General features: G+C 62.8%; 18 protein-coding genes. 15 read left to right on the top strand and 3 right to left on the bottom strand.

Going from position 1 to position 18,281, the window contains the following annotated elements:
- Nucleotides 1-26 precede the first annotated feature (26 nt).
- Genes JHW40_RS21080 through JHW40_RS21065 form a run of 4 tightly spaced genes read left to right on the top strand, consistent with a single transcriptional unit; the run spans nucleotide 27 to nucleotide 4,224 of the window.
- Nucleotides 27-1,028 carry a glycosyltransferase family 2 protein gene (locus JHW40_RS21080; protein WP_170851786.1) on the top strand — a complete coding sequence of 334 codons (1,002 nt, stop codon included), beginning with the start codon at nucleotides 27-29 and terminating at the stop codon, nucleotides 1,026-1,028.
- A gap of 14 nt (nucleotides 1,029-1,042) precedes the next feature.
- Nucleotides 1,043-2,338 carry a glycosyltransferase family 2 protein gene (locus JHW40_RS21075; RefSeq protein ID WP_090611431.1) on the top strand — a complete coding sequence of 432 codons (1,296 nt, stop codon included), beginning with the start codon at nucleotides 1,043-1,045 and terminating at the stop codon, nucleotides 2,336-2,338.
- Complete coding sequence (locus JHW40_RS21070) at nucleotides 2,335-3,183, top strand: hypothetical protein (protein WP_090611430.1); 849 nt, start codon at nucleotides 2,335-2,337, stop codon at nucleotides 3,181-3,183. The genes JHW40_RS21075 and JHW40_RS21070 overlap by 4 nt, the downstream gene beginning before the upstream one ends.
- A gap of 54 nt (nucleotides 3,184-3,237) precedes the next feature.
- Entirely contained in the window at nucleotides 3,238-4,224 is a 987-nt protein-coding gene (locus tag JHW40_RS21065; RefSeq protein WP_090611429.1) for a hypothetical protein, read from the top strand.
- A 61-nt stretch (nucleotides 4,225-4,285) separates the two neighbouring features.
- On the opposite strand, the gene JHW40_RS21060 is transcribed toward JHW40_RS21065, so the two are convergent.
- Genes JHW40_RS21060 through JHW40_RS21050 form a run of 3 tightly spaced genes read right to left on the bottom strand, consistent with a single transcriptional unit; the run spans nucleotide 4,286 to nucleotide 7,331 of the window.
- Nucleotides 4,286-5,020, bottom strand: coding sequence for a hypothetical protein (locus JHW40_RS21060; protein WP_139208142.1), 735 nt, complete (start codon nucleotides 5,018-5,020; stop codon nucleotides 4,286-4,288).
- Nucleotides 5,017-6,291 carry a GSCFA domain-containing protein gene (locus JHW40_RS21055; RefSeq protein ID WP_272849134.1) on the bottom strand — a complete coding sequence of 425 codons (1,275 nt, stop codon included), beginning with the start codon at nucleotides 6,289-6,291 and terminating at the stop codon, nucleotides 5,017-5,019. Before JHW40_RS21055 ends, JHW40_RS21060 begins: the two co-directional genes overlap by 4 nt.
- A 23-nt stretch (nucleotides 6,292-6,314) precedes the next feature.
- Nucleotides 6,315-7,331, bottom strand: a complete 1,017-nt coding sequence (locus JHW40_RS21050; RefSeq protein WP_090611426.1) for a LacI family DNA-binding transcriptional regulator — start codon at nucleotides 7,329-7,331, stop codon at nucleotides 6,315-6,317.
- Between the two features lie 111 nt (nucleotides 7,332-7,442).
- On the opposite strand from JHW40_RS21050, the gene JHW40_RS21045 reads away from it, so the two are divergent.
- The 11 genes from JHW40_RS21045 to JHW40_RS20995 all read left to right on the top strand — a co-directional run bounded on the left by JHW40_RS21045 (nucleotide 7,443) and on the right by JHW40_RS20995 (nucleotide 18,275).
- Nucleotides 7,443-8,456 carry a TRAP transporter substrate-binding protein gene (locus JHW40_RS21045; protein ID WP_090611425.1) on the top strand — a complete coding sequence of 338 codons (1,014 nt, stop codon included), beginning with the start codon at nucleotides 7,443-7,445 and terminating at the stop codon, nucleotides 8,454-8,456.
- Between the two features lies 1 nt (nucleotide 8,457).
- A complete protein-coding gene (locus JHW40_RS21040) occupies nucleotides 8,458-8,970 on the top strand; it encodes a TRAP transporter small permease (RefSeq protein WP_090611424.1) in 513 nt (170 codons plus the stop codon).
- Nucleotides 8,967-10,244 carry a TRAP transporter large permease gene (locus JHW40_RS21035; protein ID WP_090611423.1) on the top strand — a complete coding sequence of 426 codons (1,278 nt, stop codon included), beginning with the start codon at nucleotides 8,967-8,969 and terminating at the stop codon, nucleotides 10,242-10,244. Before JHW40_RS21040 ends, JHW40_RS21035 begins: the two co-directional genes overlap by 4 nt.
- 3 nt (nucleotides 10,245-10,247) lie before the next feature.
- Nucleotides 10,248-10,787, top strand: a complete 540-nt coding sequence (locus tag JHW40_RS21030; RefSeq protein WP_090611422.1) for a VOC family protein — start codon at nucleotides 10,248-10,250, stop codon at nucleotides 10,785-10,787.
- A 3-nt stretch (nucleotides 10,788-10,790) separates the two neighbouring features.
- Entirely contained in the window at nucleotides 10,791-12,047 is a 1,257-nt protein-coding gene (locus JHW40_RS21025) for a RuBisCO large subunit C-terminal-like domain-containing protein (RefSeq protein WP_090611421.1), read from the top strand.
- 4 nt (nucleotides 12,048-12,051) lie between these two features.
- The gene (locus tag JHW40_RS21020; protein WP_090611420.1) at nucleotides 12,052-13,284 is read left to right on the top strand and encodes a four-carbon acid sugar kinase family protein; all 1,233 of its coding nucleotides are present in this window, start codon (nucleotides 12,052-12,054) and stop codon (nucleotides 13,282-13,284) included.
- A gap of 115 nt (nucleotides 13,285-13,399) precedes the next feature.
- Entirely contained in the window at nucleotides 13,400-13,534 is a 135-nt protein-coding gene (locus tag JHW40_RS21015; RefSeq protein WP_272849133.1) for a hypothetical protein, read from the top strand.
- A 214-nt stretch (nucleotides 13,535-13,748) separates the two neighbouring features.
- On the top strand, nucleotides 13,749-15,257 hold the full coding sequence (locus JHW40_RS21010; protein WP_090611419.1) for an ABC transporter substrate-binding protein: 1,509 nt from the start codon (nucleotides 13,749-13,751) through the stop codon (nucleotides 15,255-15,257).
- A gap of 87 nt (nucleotides 15,258-15,344) precedes the next feature.
- Entirely contained in the window at nucleotides 15,345-16,286 is a 942-nt protein-coding gene (locus tag JHW40_RS21005) for an ABC transporter permease (RefSeq protein ID WP_090611418.1), read from the top strand.
- A complete protein-coding gene (locus JHW40_RS21000) occupies nucleotides 16,286-17,149 on the top strand; it encodes an ABC transporter permease (protein WP_090611417.1) in 864 nt (287 codons plus the stop codon). Before JHW40_RS21005 ends, JHW40_RS21000 begins: the two co-directional genes overlap by 1 nt.
- A 1-nt stretch (nucleotide 17,150) precedes the next feature.
- Nucleotides 17,151-18,275 (top strand): amidohydrolase/deacetylase family metallohydrolase, encoded by a 1,125-nt coding sequence (locus JHW40_RS20995; RefSeq protein ID WP_090611416.1) that lies wholly within the window; start codon nucleotides 17,151-17,153, stop codon nucleotides 18,273-18,275.
- The last annotated feature ends 6 nt before the right edge of the window (nucleotides 18,276-18,281 follow it).

Here is an 18,281-nt window from a genome sequence, read left to right as displayed (position 1 = left end):
GCCCGATGCCCATAGAGGAGCTCTGTATGAACGCGGCTGCTGCCCGGAAGGATGGCCCTGATCTCAGCGTGATCGTGCCCGTCCATAACGCCGAAGATCACTTGCCAGAACTGGTCGGGCAGGTTTTCGCGCTGGAAGATTCCGGGCTGCGTTGTCAGATGATCTGCCTTGACGACGCATCGTCGGATGACAGCGTCGCAGTCCTGCGCGATCTGGCACAGCGCCATCCCGGCCTCGAAATCATCGAGCGGACGGAGAACCGCGGGGCGGGTCACGCCCGCAACGACGCCTGGCCGCATGCCTCGGGGCGCTATACGATCTTTTTCGACGCCGACGACACGCTGCATGGCGAGGTGCTGGCCGAGGCGATCAGTGACATGGATGCCGATCCCGAGGTCGATGTGGCGGTCTTCGCCTACCGCTATGAGCGCGAAGAGACGGCAAGTTTCACCGACATGGGCTATGAGGATCAGAAGATCCTTGAACAGTTGTTGCAGGGCGGGCGGATGACGATCGGCTCGGTCGAGAACATGGCCCGGCTGCTGGGCTTCACCAACTATCCCTGGAACAAGCTGCTGCGCACCGGTCACTACAAGCGCGCGGGGATGCGGTTCGGCAGCACCAAGGTGAACAACGACATCCTTGGCCATTGGCACAGCCTGCTTCTGGCCCGGTCCATCATGGTTTGCCGGGCGGTCAACTGCACCCATATCGTGCATCCGCAGGGCAACAACCTGACCAACGCGTTTGGCGCCGAGCGCCTGACGATGTTCGATGCGCTGGAGGAAACCTACGATTTTCTGGAAGGCCGTCCCGATCTGCGCCGCCGGTACGCGCATCATTTCTGGGCGCTGGCCAATCGTCTGGTGCGTTGGGCGCGCCCGCGACTTGATCCTGCATTGCACCTGCAATTCGAGGCACGCTATGCGGATCTTCTGGGACGGCTTGATCTTGGTGATCTGACGCGGATGCGGACCAAGCATGCGGCGGACCTTGCCGATTCGCTTGTCAATCATCTGACCCGCTGAGAAAGATTCCCGTCATGCCCAAGATGTCGATCATCGTCACCGCCTATAATATCGACGCCTATATCCGGCAAAGTCTGGACTGTGTTCTTGCCCAGACCTTGCAGGATATCGAGATCATCGTCGTCGATGATGGCTCGACCGATGGCACAGCGGATATCATCCGCGAATATGCGCAAAAGGACGCGCGCATCAAACCGATCCTGTTCGAGACAAACACCATCGGCGGCGTGGCAACGGCGGCGAATGCCGGGATGGATGCCGCGACCGGCGATTTCATCGGCTTTGCGGATGGCGACGACATCTATGATCCGCAGATGTTCGGACGGCTTTACGATGCCGCGGTGGCACATTCCGCCGACCTGGCCATGTGCGGATATCAGTTGTTGGACGTCTCGACCGGACAACTGTCGGATCCGGCCGATATCGACCGCTGGCGCGCCTATCCGCAGGAAACCGCGCTTGAACTTGACGACACGACGCGGCGGGCGATGTTGCGCTTCGTCTCGGTTCCGTGGCGCAAGATCTATCGCCGCGATCTGGTCGAGCGGATCAATCTGCGCTTTCCGGTCGGCGATTACTTTTTCGAGGACAATCCCTTCCACTGGGCCTCGATCCTTGGCGGGCAGCGCATCGTCCTGATCCCTGAAAAGCTGTGTCAGCACCGCGTGGCGCGGGTGGGACAGACCATGGCAACCGTGGACAGCAAGTTGTTGAAGATATTCAAACATCACGACAACATCCGCGATTGGCTGCGCCATAACGACCAAGAGGATAACTATGGCAAGGACCTTCTGGCCTGGACGGCGAACCAGCTGTCATGGGTCAGCCAGCGCGCCGAAGGACCGCTGATCCGAGAGCTTTATGACGCGCTGCGCCCGGTGATCGACCAGTATGATCAGGACGCCATCGAGGATTTCGGCGGCAGAAATGGCCGGGGCCGCACCTTCCTGATGCTCAAGGCGCTGAGGGCAAATGATTTCGCGGATTTCACCCGGATCGTGAACGCGCAATCGCAGCGTGGTGGCCAAAATGCAGGACCGCACCGCCCCGGCACACTTGTTTCGCGTGGCCTCTATCACCTTAAATATTCCGGCGTCCGCGAGACGATGCGCATGGTCGGGCGCTATCTTTCTGCCAGAACCGGTATCGGTCCGATCCGCGTCGGCCGCCGGGAGGTTCAGGATAAGCATCGCGTGACGAATGAGGATCTGATCGCCGCCCTGTCCATCCTGCAACGCGATATTCGCAATCTGCGGGCAGAGGTACGGGCCGCGCGTCAGGATTCGCCGCGTCGAGAAGGTGACCAATGAGCCAGCCACAAGCGCGCAAGCCGATCCTGTGGCTGGGTGCCCACAAGACCGGAACGACATTCCTGCAAAAGGCGCTGATGCTGTCGCAAGAGGCGCTGGTTCGTCATGGGCTGCGGTACATGGATCTGGACGAATTCCGGGCCAAATACACGCGCCCATTGCTCTATGGGCGTGGTTTTGGTCGGGCCCCGGAGCCCGATGACGATCTGAATCTGATCTTTGACGAAAATATCCCCGGCCTTGTTCAACACGCGCTGAGTGCGAAGGGATTGTATCCCGATATTGCCGCGCGAAGCCGCAAGGTCTGCGCCCATTTCGGATTGCATGATCCCGATATCTATTTCGGGGTGCGGAATTATGTGGGATTCCTGCCGTCGCTTTATTGCGAGGCGCTGAAATCCACGCCCTATCGACCGTTCGATCAGTTCTATCGGGCAGGGCGGCATCGTATTGACTGGAACGATGTGCTCGACCAGTTGCGCCAGGCATTCCCCAATTCCCGGATATATGTTTATTTCTATGAGGATCTGCGCGGCAACGAAGCCCGGCTTCTGTCGCAGATAACCGGCGTGGCTGAATCGTCGTTCGTTATTCCCGAGAAGATTTCAAGGCCGGGATTTTCGCATGCCGCCGTTGAATCCCTCTTTGAGTTGAGCAAATCCGGACCGGTGACGAGAAAGGATGTATTTTCGGCCATATCTCGTTATCGGAAGGGAAAAAAATTCCCATCATATCAGCCATTTGATCAGGATGAGATTGATGATCTGGGCGCCCGATATCAAGACCATGTGGCGCGGCTGCGGCTGCGTGATGATATCGCTCGCATGGAACTGTCGCGATATTGACCGGGGAACGCCGCAACGATACCGCAGACGCAAGGCAAAAGAGTTGCGCGAATCGTGAGAAAGATCATCATTCATATCGGTCAACCCAAGACCGGCACGACGGCCCTGCAAAGGGCGCTGATACGCAACCGCAGGCCTCTGCTTCGACAGGGCTTTCTTTATCCCAAGCCAAAATTCGGCAACAATCACGGGGTGCTGACCGTTCCATTCGCGCGCGGTGTTCAGCGATCGATGGTCGGGCATCTTGGGAAGGACTATCAGCAGGCACGCCAGGTCGGGATGGATCATTGGCGCGCCGTCGCCGCCGAAGCGGCCCGGAACCCCGATACGACACTTGTTCTGTCCAGCGAGTTCTTCTTTGCCGCACCCGATCTTGGCCAATTGCCGGGCCTGATCGGCGAGTTGTTCGGCACCGAGGCACAAATCGAATTCGTCGCCTATCTGCGCACCCCTTCGGAACATTTCATCTCGCTGGTCCAGCAAAAGCTGAAGGCCAGCCACAAGCTGCCTCCACCCGGTCATGGCCGCCTGAAACGTCTGAAGGATCTGGCGCTGATTGCGCCGGTCCATGCCCGCAAATTCGCACGCGACACGCTGACGGACGGCGATATCGTCGCGGATTTCTGCGCATATTGCGGTATCGACAGAACCCGGTTCCGCCGCGCCGCCGGTGAGGCCAATATCAGTATCTGCGCCGAGGGCATGGTGCTGATCCAGGACTATCGCCGCCGCCATCATGCAGATGCGTCCAATGTATTTACCAAGGACACCAATCGCCTGCTCCGCGCCATTGCAGCCGAAGAGGCCGCCCATCCCGGCTGCTATACACGACCCAGACTGCGGCCTGAATTTGCCCAGTGGATGGATCAGGACACGCCCATCCTGACATGGCTGAACCGAAAATACGGTGTCGATCTGCGCAAGGATCACGGCGTGCCTGCCGATCTGATGCGCGATGTTGCCGGGGTGGAGGATGTGACCGATCTGGTCGCCTTCGATCCCGACGCGCTGGCGCGGCTTCGCAGCGCCGTCAGTCTTTGACCATCACAGGGACCGTCGCGCGAATAGGCGACGGCCGGATATGTGCCGGGGTCGAAGAAACCTATCGTGCCGACAACAGGTACTTGTCCTTGATCGTCGTCAGCAGCGGCAGAAAATGCGTCAACCATACCCTGCCATATTCCTTGTTCATATGCAGGCGTTCGCCACTGTCATGCGCGGCCAGACCCTCTCCGGGTACGCGCAGCCTTACAGATCCCTCGCCATATTCCGGGCGGGTCGCCGAGCCATCAAGGATCGTCTCTGCCGGTTGTGGCACCAGCGTTGCGGACAGCGGCGAAAAGACAACCCGCTGAAGCAGGTCCATTTCGTCATGGTAATCCTTCAGTCGCGGCGCGGACTTGCCATCCTGCTGCGTCGGCAAGGGGCAAGGACAAATAAAAACCGGCTTGTCGGTGATTTTCCGCAGCCGGATCAGAAGACGCTCCGACAATAGGCGTTTGCGCGCGCGCTCAATCGTGACCCGATCTGCGAAGGCCGAACTGAACCGCGCCGCACCACCGCCCTTCAACTGTGCCTTGCCATAGCCGTAAACCAGGAAGGCATCGTAATCATTCGGGCGGACGGACCGTTTCCCGCCGGACGTCAGGGCAATCTGATCCGCCAGGATGTCGTCCAGAGGAACAAGCTCGTCACCACGGACCTGCAACTTGCCGATCCGCCCGCCGCGTGCTGCGAAAAACGTCAGGGCGATATCGGGGTGATCTGCGGACATCTCGTCCCAGGCAAGTTTCAAGGCGGCGGAATGGCTGTTCGAAAGCACACACAAGCGTATCATTTCCGGTCTCCGAATGCGGCCAGAAGTTGCTCTTCGCAGACCAGATCGTCGGCACTATCCGCCAAGGGCTGCCGCTTAGGCCGGGACTGCCGCCTCGGGGCAGCTTCTGCTTCGCCCGTTCCGAACTTTGTGGCCATGTCCCGGAAAAAGCTGTTCATGACGAAATCGACGCCCTTTGGCTTTACGCTGCGCAGGTTGGGCTCGAAGAAGGCTCCGCGGAAGACCGGGCTGGTGATGATTTCATAGGACGGAAAGTAATCCACATCATCGCAGCGATCCGCGAAATGTCCTGCAACGGCACGCAGCACGGATTTTGACTGCGTCGTCGCCGTCAGGACATGCTGCCCCGAGGCCGTGGCGGTCAGCGGAACCGGAGAGACGGTCAGGATGAACCGCAAGCCCGGATTGGCAGCGCGAAAGATGTCAAACGCCTCTTCAAGCGCCGTGACGATCCTGTTGTAGTCAAGATTCTCGAACTGGTGCTTTTCCGGGTCGAAACGTCCGCCAGCCGTGCCCGGGCACATGGGATATTCATAACCGCCCTGTCCATTGATCCACCTTTCGGTCAGGCCAAGCGTAAACACGAAATACCGCGCCTCCAGAACGCTTTTGCGGAACGCGCGCAGGGTCACGCCGCGCATCCTGCGCATCTCGTCGGCCGAGGCAAAGCCGTCGGGTTCGATCCGGGGGCGGAACGGATCGACGGCGCGGCCCGCATCCAGCCACACCTCGTCAGGGGCTTCGGCCTTGCCAAACGACCAGCGCGCCCATTGCAGCAACAGCGTCGCGGTATAGATATTCGCCGTCCGGCTGGAAAAGACCCGATAGTTGTATTCGCTTGCCGTCTCGTCGGACACATCCTCGGGCGGGTTTTCGGTGCTGAGCCAGCGGTATTTCCGCGCCTTCAACGCGCGCCCGATATGCTGCGCGAAGCAGGAACCATAGGTCACGACGTTGTCGGTCCGCTCGATCAGGAATTTGGGCTGCCACAACCCCGCGATGTCATGCCGAGCCGGCTCGGCGACAGCACTTCGCCAGAACGCGGATGCAGGAAGGGCCGAATAGGGGTTCATCTCTCGCTCCTTGACAATCGTGGCGCGGGAAACATGACCTGCCCCCTCGCAGGCCGACATATCCCAGGTGATTTGGCATTTGCCGGTAAGGTCGCGTAAATTTATGGATGAAACAAGCGCTTTGGCGCATTGCTGTCTCTGTCCTCGCGCCGGACGGGTCTGAGAGCGCGCAACCGTTTCGCCACTGGCCGGCCCCATCCGGCGTCACGGTCGATGGCCAGTCACGGCAGATTCGTCGGAAAGATGAACTGCAACGGCAGAAAAGACGGGGCCGCCACTGCATGAAGCTGATCCACCATCACCTCCATCAGGGATCGGCTGCGCTGGGTCAGAACCGCGCTCATCACCCCTTCGGCCAGCAATTGCCGCGTGCCGGGGCTGAGGCCGTGGCCGATCAGCTGGACCTGACCCGCGCGTCCGCGACGGCGCAGTTCCGCCCCGATCCCCTCTGACGCGCCGCCGACATTATAGATCCCGATCAGATCCGGCGTTCTGTCCAGCAATTCCGCCGTCAGCCGCGCATTGATCTGCGGATCGTCCTGCCCTTCGACCGTGCCCGCAAAGCCGAGGCATGGCCAATCCCGCCCGATCAGCTGCTGAAATCCAAGTTCGCGTTCCACATGGGCCCGGTAATGACGCGTCGCGGCAACAAGGGCGATCTTGCCACCTTCGGGCGGCGCGGCGCGGGCCATCAGGAAGGCCGCCGTGCGCCCGGCCGCCAGATTGTCGATGCCGATATAGGCCTGCCGCCGGCAGCCGGTCACGTCGCTGATCAGCGTCATCACCGTCTTGCCGGCATCGACCAGCGCATTGGCCTCGTCACGGACCAGCGGATGATCCACGCCAAAGAAAGCCACCGCATCCGCCTTGCGCCCCAGACGCCGCAGGCAACGCACCATGTCATCGGGCGCCATCGAATCGACAAGAAAACTCTGGATCCGCGCGCCGCGATCGCGCGATTGCGACCAGATCCGCAGGTCGTCGTTCAGCCCCCGGATATAGGAATTCGCACCCCCCGGCAGCACCACGACCAGCCGCAGCCGATCGCGACGCGCCAGCCGCGCCAACTCTGCATCGGGCAGATAGCGACATTCGGCGGCGGCGGCCAGAACACGTTCGGCGGTGGCGCGCCGGACATTCGGGCGGCCATGCAGCACCCGGTCCACCGTCGCCTCGGACACCCCGGCCGCGCGGGCGATCTCGCGGATACCGGCACGGTTGGGTGGCGCGCGATCCATCAAAACCCCTCAAAAAACTGTCGTTGTTGGCTCTATGCACTTCCCATAATGTTTTCGTCAATGCGCGGCGTTCGAAAGCCTCGTCGCAGAATCTGCTTTCGGGAGGGGAAGATGACGAATTCGATCCGCATTTCGCGGCGGGGTCTGTTGATCGCCGGTGGCGCCGTGCTGGCAACACCATATCTGGGCAAGGGCGCAGCGGCGGCAACGACCCTGCGTTATGGCCATATGCACACGCCGAATTCCATCGCAGGTGCGCAGGCGGAATGGTTTGCCGAAGCGGTAGCCGAGAAGACCGGCGGCGAGATCAATATCCAGATATTCCCCAACTCGCAGTTGGGAAAACTTCAGGAACTGGCCGAAGCGGTCTCGACCGGCTCGATCGCATTCTCGCACAATACCGCGGGGGCGATCGGTTCGCTTTATGCGCCCTTTGCCGCATTTGATACGCCCTATCTCTATCGCGATATCGATCACCTGCTGGCGGTGACCGATGCCGGCGGCCCGGTCATGCAGTCGCTGAACGACGGGCTGATCGCCGCATCCGGAACCCGGGTGATTTATGGTTTCTATTTCGGGACCCGACACCTGACCACCAATCAGGCGACCCTCAAACCCGGGGATCTTGCGGGCCAGAGGATCCGCGCCATTCCCTTCCCGATCTATATGGCGACCGTCGAGGGGCTGGGCGCCGTGCCGGTGCCCGTGGACTGGTCCGAGGTGCCGACCGCGCTGGCCACCGGCGTCGTGCAGGGACAGGAAAATCCGCTCAATGTGATCCTGACCGCCAATCTGGCGGATGTGCAGTCGCATCTGATCCTGACCGGCCATACCTCGGCTGCGCAGATGGTGATGATGAATGACGATGTCTGGCAGGGTCTGCCCGAGGCGCATCAGCAGGCCATCGCCGAAGCCTCGTCCGAGACGCGCGCCCGTGCCTCGACCGAGATGCAGGCATCCGAAGCCACCGATCTGGAGGCGTTGCGCGAACGCGGCATGACCATTGTGGACGAAGCCGCCGGGCTGGACCTTGATGCCTTCCGGGACAGCGTGAAAACCCGGATCGCGGGCGAGTTCGACAGCCAGTATGGTGAATTCTACGCCGAAGTCGCCGCGATTTCCTGAGATGTCCGATATCATCACCCCGCCCGAACCAGCGCCCGCCCCCCGGGCGCTGGAATGGATCTCGACCGCCCTTCTGACCGTGGCCACCGGCCTGATGCTGCTGATCGTCGCGTTGATCGTCGCGCAAATCGCGGCGCGCAATATCTGGAACATGGGTCTGCCCCGTGCCGAAGAGATATCGCGGCTGGCCGGGGTTCTCTGCGTCTATCTGACCGCGCCGGTTCTTGCGCTGAAGGGGCAGCATGTCGCGGTTGATGTCTTCGTCAACCTGCTGCCCGCAATGCCCAGAAAGCTGTGCCTGATCCTGGCCGAGCTTTCGATCATCGCCTTCGCCGCGATGAGCATCTGGGGCGGATACCTCTATCTGTTTCGGGCATGGCGCTTTCGCACCGCCGCACTGGGGATGCAGAACATCTGGTTCTATGCCCCGATCCTGGCCAGCCTGCTGCTGCTGATCGTCATGGCGGCGTGGCGCATCCGGTCGCTGCTCAAATCCGAAAGGAGCGCGTCGTGACGCTGACCCTTCTGATCGGCTTTGCCATCCTTCTGGTCATCGGCGCCCCGATCGCCGTCGCACTGGGTTTGTCGGCGGGCTTTGCGATCTTCTGGCATGACCTGCCGCTGTCTGTCCTGCTGCAACGCGCCGTCAACTCGATCGACAGCTCGCCCCTTCTGGCGGTGCCGATGTTCATTCTGGCCGCCGGGTTGCTGACCGCCACCGGCGTCACCCGCCATATGTTCGATCTGGTGCGGATGGTCGTCGGGCGCGTGCGCGGCGGCATGGCGCATGTCAACGTGCTGCTGTCGCTGGTCTTTGCCGGGATGTCGGGGGCCGCGCTGGCCGATATCGGCGCGATGGGCGCCATGCAGGTCCGCGAGATGGTGGCGCAGGGTTACAGCCGTCGCTTTGCCGCAGGGCTGTCGATTGCCGCGGCCACCATCGGTCCGATCTTCCCGCCCTCGATCCCGCTGATCATCTTTGCCACCGCGGCCGAGGTTTCCGCCGTGAAGCTGCTGCTGGCCGGTATCCTGCCCGCCTTCATCATCACCGCCATGCTGATGGCGTATATCGCGCTGATCGCCCGTCGCCATAACCTGCCGCGCGATGATGTTTCGCCGACCTTCCCGGCATTCGTGAAACTGTCGGTGATCTCTTTTCCCGCGCTGCTGACGCCGGTTCTGCTGATCGGGGGATTGCTGTCGGGGATGTTCGGCCCGACCGAGGCCGCCGGGATCACCGTGGCCTATGCGATCCTGATCGGTTTTCTGATCTATCGCAGCCTGACCATTCGCGCGCTGGTCGAGGCCACCCGGGACACCGTTCTGGCCACCGCGAACATCCTTTTTGTCGTGGCGGCGGCAGCGGTCTTTGCATGGGTGCTGACCATGGACCAGATCCCGGCAAGGGCGGGGGCATGGCTTCTTGGCATCTCGGACAATCCGCTGGTGCTGCTGCTGATCCTGAACCTTGTGCTGCTGGTGGCGGGGATGTTCCTCGAAAGCATCGCCGCCATTCTGATCATCGCCCCCATCGTGACGCCCGCGCTGATCCAGGCCGGGGCGCCGCCCGAACAGATCGGCGTGGTCATGGTGCTGAACCTGATGATCGGCCTGCTGACCCCTCCGGTCGGCATGAGCCTCTACATGATGTCGATCGCGGCCAAGATGCCCTTCGGCGAGGTCGTGCGCGGTGTGGCGCCCTTCTTTCTGCCGCTTTTCGTGGCGCTTGTTCTGGTCACCCTGTTTCCGGGCCTCAGCGCCTGGCTGCCCAACTATCTGATGGAGTAACCCATGAGCCACTTTCTTGGCCCGATCCGCCAGCTTGGCTTCGTCGTCCCCGATATCGAGAAGGCCATGCAACACTGGTCCGAGGTAATGGGGGTCGGTCCCTTCTTCTATAACCCGCGCGTGCCGATCGAGGATTACATTTTCGAGGGCCAAAGCCATGAGCCGCACAATTCCGTCGCGCTGGCGAATTCGGGCTATATCCAGATCGAGCTGATCCAGTGCCGCAATGCCGTGCCCTCGTGCTACAAGGAATTCACCGATGCCGGGAACTGGGGGTTGCAGCACACCGCCTGCTGGAGCGAGGATTATGACCGCGATCTGGCGATCATGGAGGAACGGGGCTTCCGCGTGAAGATGTCGGGCAAGGTCGGCGAGGACGGGCGTTTCGCCTATTTCGACCGCGAGGCCCATCCCGGCACCTGCATCGAGCTGTCCGAGGTCAGGGGCCCAAAGGGCCGCATGTTCGACATGATCCGCGCCGCTGCCGACGGCTGGGATGGTCAGGATCGCGTCCGCCCCTTTCCTGACCTGTCGAAGATCTGACCCATGATTCGTGCGACCTATATCGTGGAAACGCCCTGCCCCATCGCCGATGTCGCGGCGATGATGGCCGGGGAACAAAGCGCGGGCACCTTTGTCCGCGTCGATGGCGAAACGGACGAGTTGCGCGCGCGCTTTGGTGCCGTGGTCGTCAGCACCGGGCAGATTGGACATTCGCAAACCCCCACGCTGCGTTCGGCATGGGTCGAGCGGAAGGGGTTGAACGGCCCCTGTGGCGTTTTCCGTGTCGTGATCGACTATCCCGAGGACAATGTCGGCGTGAACCTGCCCACGCTGGCATCGGTCGTGGCGGGCAACCTCTATGATCTGGGCGAGGTTACGGGCCTCAAGCTGATAGATGTCGCGGTGACGCCCGGGTATCGCGCCCGGTACGAGCTGCCGCAGGTCGGGATCGACGGCACGCGCGCCCTGAGTTCGGTCCCTGACCGGCCCCTGTTCGGCACGATCATCAAACCGAATATCGGCCTCTCGCCCGAGGATATCGCCGATCTGGTCGCAAGGCTGTGCGAGGCGGGGGCCGATTTCGTGAAGGATGACGAAATCGCGGGCACCCATCCCCATGCCCCGGTGGATGCGCGTATCCGCGCCGTGATGGACCGCGTGCGCCGTCATCGCGACCGGACCGGCAAACTGGTGATGGTCGCCTTCAACATCACCGATGAAACGGATGCGATGCGCCGCCACGCCGATCTGCTGGCCGCCGAGGAAGGGACCTGCGCGATGGTTTCCCTGAACTGGGTGGGGCTTTCGGCGGTGCAGACGCTGCGCCGGCATTCGCCGCTGGCGATCCACGGGCACCGGAACGGCTTTGGCGGCATGGGCCGGCATCCGCTGCTGGGGATGGGGGTGCGGGCCTATCAGGCGCTGTATCGGCTGGCCGGGATCGACCATCTGCATGTTCATGGCATGGGCGGCAAGTTTTCCGACCTTGACGAGGACGTGACCGAAGCCGCGCGCCATTGTCTGACGCCGATGGCGGCGGGTGATGACCGGGTGATGCCGGTCTTTTCATCCGGTCAATGGGCGGGAACGCTGCCGCATACGCTGGCCCGGATCGGATCGGACGATCTGATGTTCCTGTCGGGCGGCGGGATCATGGCGCATCCCGACGGCCCGGCGGCGGGGTTGGCCTCGTTGCGTCAGGCGCATGAGGCGGTGGTCGCGGGCATCCCGCTGGAGCAATACGCGCGAACTCACGCCGAACTCGCACAGGCCATGACCCGTTTCGGCGCGAAGGGCTGAGATCGTGGCCTATGTATTTGTGGCGGATGACTTCACCGGCGCGTCCGATACGCTGGCGACATTGGCACGGGCGGGGCTGAAGGCGCGGCTGTTTCGCGACCTGCCATGTCCCGCCGATTTGGAGGGGCTGGATGCCTGGGGGATCGCAACCGATGCGCGCGCGCTTGGACAAGGGCGGATAACGGCGCTGGCCAGCCGTCTTGGCAGCGGCCTTGCGGATTTTGCGCCCGATTTCCTGCATCTCAAGATCTGCTCGACCTTCGACAGCAGCCCCCGGACGGGCAATTTCATCCTGATGGCCCGGATCATGGCCCGCGCCCTCGGCATCGCCAATCTGGCCATCATCGGCGGGCAGCCCTCGCTGGGTCGTCATGCGGTGTTCGGAACGCTTTTCGCGCGTGGCCCGGATGGCAGAACCCACCGCATCGACCGCCACCCCGTGATGTCGGTCCACCCGGTCACCCCGATGCTGGAGGCCGACATGCTGCGGCACCTTGCGCAACTGGGGCTGGAAGGGCTGGAGCTCGTGCCCCCCGGCGCTGCCGGCAGCAGCTTTCCCCGCTATTACGACGCGCTTGGTCAGGCCGATGTCGAAGCTGCCGGACGCGACCTTGCGGCGGCCAACAGCCGCTGTCTGGTGATCGGGTCATCCTCGGTGGCCGAGGCCTGGCTGGCCGCCCATGACGTCGTTCCGGCCAGCCCAGCCGGCCCGGCTGCAAGCGGCGATATGGCCGGTGGCCGCCCGATCCTTGCCTTTGCGGGCAGCCGATCATCGCTGACCACCGCGCAGATCGCCGCCGCAAAGGGTTATGACAGGTTTCCGATCACCCCGGCCGACATGCTTGCCGGAGGCCCCCGGCTGGACGAGGTCCAGAGCCGGATCGCGGCACAACTGACGAAGGGCCGGAACTGCATCGCATTGCTGACCGCCGACCCTGCCGGGCCAGTCTCTGCCGCGGATCTTGCGCAGGCCTCGGCAGGATTTGTGGCCGGGCTGGTCGGGACCTGCCATCCCGGCGGTCTGGTCGTGGCGGGTGGCGACACCTCCAGCGCCATCGTCGGGCGGCTGGCCCCGGCATGGCTGGATTTCGCGGGCATGATCTGCCCCGGCGTTCCGGTGCTGAAGGCCAAGCTGTCCGGGCGCTGCCTGCCGATGGCGCTCAAGGGCGGGCAGATGGGAGAGATCGACTTCCTTGATCGCGCCCATGCCGTGCTGCGCGGCCAGATCCACGCCTGAAGGCCCTCGTTCCCGTCGCAGTCGATATCGTGGATCAGAAGCTTACCATTCGGTATGGCATCGTTGGGCAGGCCCCCGGATTGCGTGATCGGATGATGTTGAGCGGGAAAAACCGATGAACACTCGGGACGCCGATCTAACCGTGCCGGGTATCGGCGGCGTGTTCTTCACTTCGTCGGGGATCCTGCATGCGCTCGCAGCCGGGGACGACGCGGCCTTGCCGGCGCTTTGGCCGCTGGATCTGCGCTGACGCCTTCTCCGCCGGACAGCGTTCTATTCCTGACACCGCCGCTGCCGATGAGGCTGGCGCAATGATTTGCCGCAGGCTCATCGCCGCCCGTTCCGTGCAGGCATTGCCGCCCGTATTCCCCAATTATGGATGATGGTTGACACTTATGGGCGCCGTCATCTTTACTCGTTACAGAGGATTATACACCATTATAAAAGAATACAGGGAGCCTCAGATGACATTCCGCGCCACCTGTCTGGCCAGTGCCGCTGTTTTCGCAGTTTGCGCCGCCGGACCTCTTGCCGCACAGAACAAGGTCGATGTCGCCATTGTCGGCGATCCCGACACGTTCGACCCGATGATCTCGACCAAGGATGTGGTCAGCATCGTCACCCAGCATTTCATGGAAACGCTCTATACCTTCGACGAAAGCTGGCAGGTCGTGCCGCTGCTGGCCTCGGACATGCCGACCATCAGCGAGGACGGGACGACCTATACCATCCCGCTGCGCGAGGGCGTCAGTTTCCATGACGGCTCGCAGATGGACAGCGCCGACGTGGTGGCATCGCTGAACCGCTGGCAAGAGGTCGCAAGCCGGGGCATGGCCATCGCCGACCGGATCAGCGGTATCGAGGCCACCGGCCCGGCCGAGATCACCATCACCCTCAGCGAGCCCTATGCGCCGCTGACGACGCTGCTGGCATTTTCCAACTCGGCTGCGGTGATCTATCCCGAAGAGATCATCGCCCCCCAGATCACCGACCCGATCGGCACCGGCCCCTATCGGATGGAGGCGCATCAGCCCGACCAATATACGCAACTGGTCCGCTTTGACGACTATGCGCAGCCGGGCGAGGCCGCAGGCGAACGGGCGCAGACCCCCGACGAAATCCGCTTCATCCCCGTTCCCGATACCAGCACCCGGATCGAGGGGCTGCTGTCGGGACAGTTCGACTATGCCGACAGCCTGTCCACCGAAGCCTTCGGGCGGATCGAGGCGTCCGATGTGGCCGAGCCGGTCCTGCTGGAGGCCTTCGGCTGGCCCCTGTTCGCGGTGAACCACAAGAAGGGGCTGATGACGGATCTGAACATCCGCCGGGCGGTGCAGGCCGCGCTTCCTTATGACGACATGCTGTTTGCGGCCTTCGGGGACGAGAAGTTCTTCCAGACCGATGGCGCGCTCTATCCCGAGGGCTGGCCGTGGCACAACGAGGCGGGGATCGAGCTTTACAACATCAACGACCCCGAAAAGGCCGCCGAATATCTGGATGCGGCGGGCTATGACGGTCAGCCCCTGCGCATCCTGACCTCGCGCCAATACGAGTTCCATTACCAGATGGCAGAGGTTGCCCAGATGGCGCTGGAAATGGCGGGTTTCACGGTGCAGATGGACGTCGTGGACTGGGCGACGCTGGCGCAGAACCGCGACAACCCGGATCTGTGGGACATCTATATCACCCATTCGCCGTTCCTGCCGGAACCGACGCTGACCTCTTCGCTGTTCGCCACCGCCCGCGAGGGCTGGGCCAATCCTGAAAAGGAAGCGATCCTCGAACGGTTTACCGCCGAGTCCGATCCCGATGCGCGCAAGGACATCTATGCCGAGTTGCAGCAACAGCTTTATGAAGATGTGGGTCTGATCAAGATCGGCAACTTCAACGAAGTTCAGGGCAAGTCGCGGTCGCTGACGGGGGTGACGCCCTCGCCCTGGCCGACCTTCTGGAACGCATCGAAGGACCAGTAACGCCGGACGCAAGCCGGGCCGCGCAAGCGTGCGGCCCCTTTCCCCGATGGCCGGGCCGCCACCCTTCGCAACGCATCGAGACTTGCCATGCGCAGCTATCTTCTTCGTCGCCTGATCGGCATGGTCGTCGTCATCTTTCTGGTGCTGACCATCACCTTCGTGCTGGTCCGACTGGCGCCGGGCGATCCGGCGGCCCTGATGCTGGGACCCGATGCCGCGCCGGCAGAGGTTGCCGCCCTGCGCATCCGGCTGGGGCTGGATCAGCCCATTGCGGTTCAATATCTGACCTTTCTGGGCAATATCCTGCGCGGTGATCTGGGCCAGTCGCTGTTCTTCAACCAGCCGGTCGCCACGGTCCTTGCCAGCCGGGCCGAGCCGACGATCTTTCTGGCCCTGTTTTCGCTGCTGGTGGCGCTGGTGATCGCGACGCCCATCGGTATCTGGGCCGCCTATCGGCGCGGCTCGTTTCTGGACCAGATGTCGATCACCTCGGCGATGCTGGCGGCCTCTGTTCCCAGTTTCCTGACCGGGCTGGTCTTTCAGCGTTACCTTGCCACCGATCTGGGCTGGTTCCCGGCCTCGGGCTATGGCGGCGCGGGCGCAAGCTTTACCGAGCGGATGCGCCATCTGATCCTGCCCGCGATCACGCTGGGGATCACCAATTCGGCACTGATCCTGCGCTTTACCCGCGCCTCGATGCTGGAAATCCTTGGCGAGGATTACGTCCGCACCGCCCGCGCCAAGGGCATGACCGAGCGCCGCGTGATCCTGCGTCACGCGCTGAAGAACGCGGGCATTCCGATCATCACCGTGATCGGGCTGACCTTCGCGCTGCTGGTCTCGGGCGCGGTCGTGACCGAGCGGGTCTTCAACCTGCCGGGCATGGGCAATCTGGTGGTGAACGCGGTGCTGCGTCGGGATTATCCGGTGATCCAGGGCACGCTGATCGTGGTCGCGGCGCTTTATGTGCTGGTGAACCTGGCCACCGATCTTCTTTATCTGGTCGTTGACAAGAGGGTGAAATACTGATGGCCGGTCCCGCCCCTGCCGCCTTCGCGGCCCCCGGTTTTCGCAAACTGCTGTTCCAGCGCCCCTCGGTCGTCGTCGCGCTGATGCTGTTTTTACTGATCGTCGCCACCTGTTTTCTGCTGCCTGCCCTTGGCGTCACCAGCATCGGCGGCATGTCGGTCAGAAACCGCCTGACACCGCCCGGCGCCGAATACATGCTGGGCGCCGACGCATTCGGGCGCGACGTGCTGGGCCGCCTGCTGGTCGCGGGACAGACATCGCTTGGCATCGGGCTGGGGGTGGCGCTGCTGTCCTCGGCGGCGGGGGTGGTGATCGGGCTGGTCGCGGGATTTTTCCGCAGGCTCGACACGCCGCTGTCACGGCTGATCGACGCGATGATGGCCTTTCCCGATATCCTGCTGGCGCTGTCGCTGGTGGCGATCTTCGGCGGCTCGATGGTGAACGTGATCCTTGCGCTGTCCGTGGTCTATGCCCCGCGTATCGCCCGGATCGTGCGGGCATCGACCCTCGTCATCCGAGAGTTGCCCTATGTCGAGGCCGCCCGCGCCCTTGGCACCCGCACGCCCACGATCATGGTCACCCATGTGCTGCGCAATATCCTGTCGCCGATCATGGTGCAGGCCACCTTCATCTTTGCCTATGCCATGCTGGCCGAGGCCGGGCTGTCCTTCCTTGGCGTGGGCGTCGATCCGAAGATCCCGACCTGGGGGATCATGATCAACGAGGGACGGCAATATATCGACAACGCCTTCTTTCTGATCCTCTTTCCCGGCCTTGCCATCGCCCTTTCGGTTCTGTCGCTGCAAATCGTCGGCGACGGGCTGCGCGATGCGCTGGACCCCAAACTTGCCAAGGAGACCTGAAGTGCCGCTGAGACTGACGAACTTCAAGGCCGTGGGCTTCGACGCCGTGCCAGACGAGATCTTCGTCGATGCGTCGGGCAATGTCGCGGCGGCACCGTCCGAGGGGGCCCGGGTGATGGACCTGAACGGCGCCTGGCTGTCGCCCGGCTGGTGCGACCTGCATGTTCATGTCTGGTATGGCGGCACCGATATCTCGGTCCGCGCCTCCGAGGCGGGCCGTCCGACCGGCGTCACCGCCATGGCCGATGCCGGATCGGCGGGCGAGGCCAGTTTCCACGGGCTGCGCGAATATGTCATCGACCCGGCCAGCGAGACGATCAAGGCGTTCCTCAACATCGGCTCGATCGGGCTGGTGGCCTGCAACCGGGTGCCGGAACTGTCCGACTGGCGATCCATCGACATCGACCGCACGCTGGCGGTGATCGAGGCGAACCGCGACGTGATCTGCGGCATCAAGGTCCGCGCATCCGGCGTCATCGTCGGCAGCTGGGGCATCACCCCCGCCAAGATCGCCAAGCGGGTGGCGGAAATGGTGAACATGCCGCTGATGGTCCATGTCGGCGAACCGCCCCCCCTGATCGACGAGGTATTCGAACTGCTGACGCCGGGCGATATCGTCACGCATTGCTTCAACGGCAAGGCGGCGGGTTCGATCCGCGACACCGAAGCCCTGTTCCGGATGGCGCAGGACATGGCGGCGCGCGGCATCCTGATGGATATCGGCCATGGCGGCGCGTCGTTCAACTTCAAGACCGCGCGGGATTCCATCGCGGACGGGCTGCGCCCCTTCTCGATCTCGACAGATCTGCATCAGCATTCGATGGCGAAGCCGGTCTATGACATGGCCACCACCGTCTCGAAACTGCTGGCCGTGGGGCTGAGCTTCGAAGATTGCATAAACGCCACGACCGACGCGCCCCGCTCGGTCCTTGGTCTCTCGGGCAGGGACGGGCTGGCACCGGGAACAAGGGCCGATTTCACGGTCTTTGATCTGGAGGACGCCGCCATCGACGTGATGGACAGTCAGGGCAACCACATGGTCATGGACCGCGTGTTCGAGCCGCGCATGACCATTCTGGGCAGCGATGCCAGACCCGCCGCGCGCCGCCTGCCACCCGAACGCTGATGGAAG

Origin of the sequence: Paracoccus alcaliphilus (genome assembly GCF_028553725.1) — a bacterium.
In the GTDB taxonomy this organism is placed as follows: Bacteria; Pseudomonadota; Alphaproteobacteria; order Rhodobacterales; family Rhodobacteraceae; genus Paracoccus; species Paracoccus alcaliphilus.
This window is presented reverse-complemented; position numbering and strand designations above follow the sequence as displayed.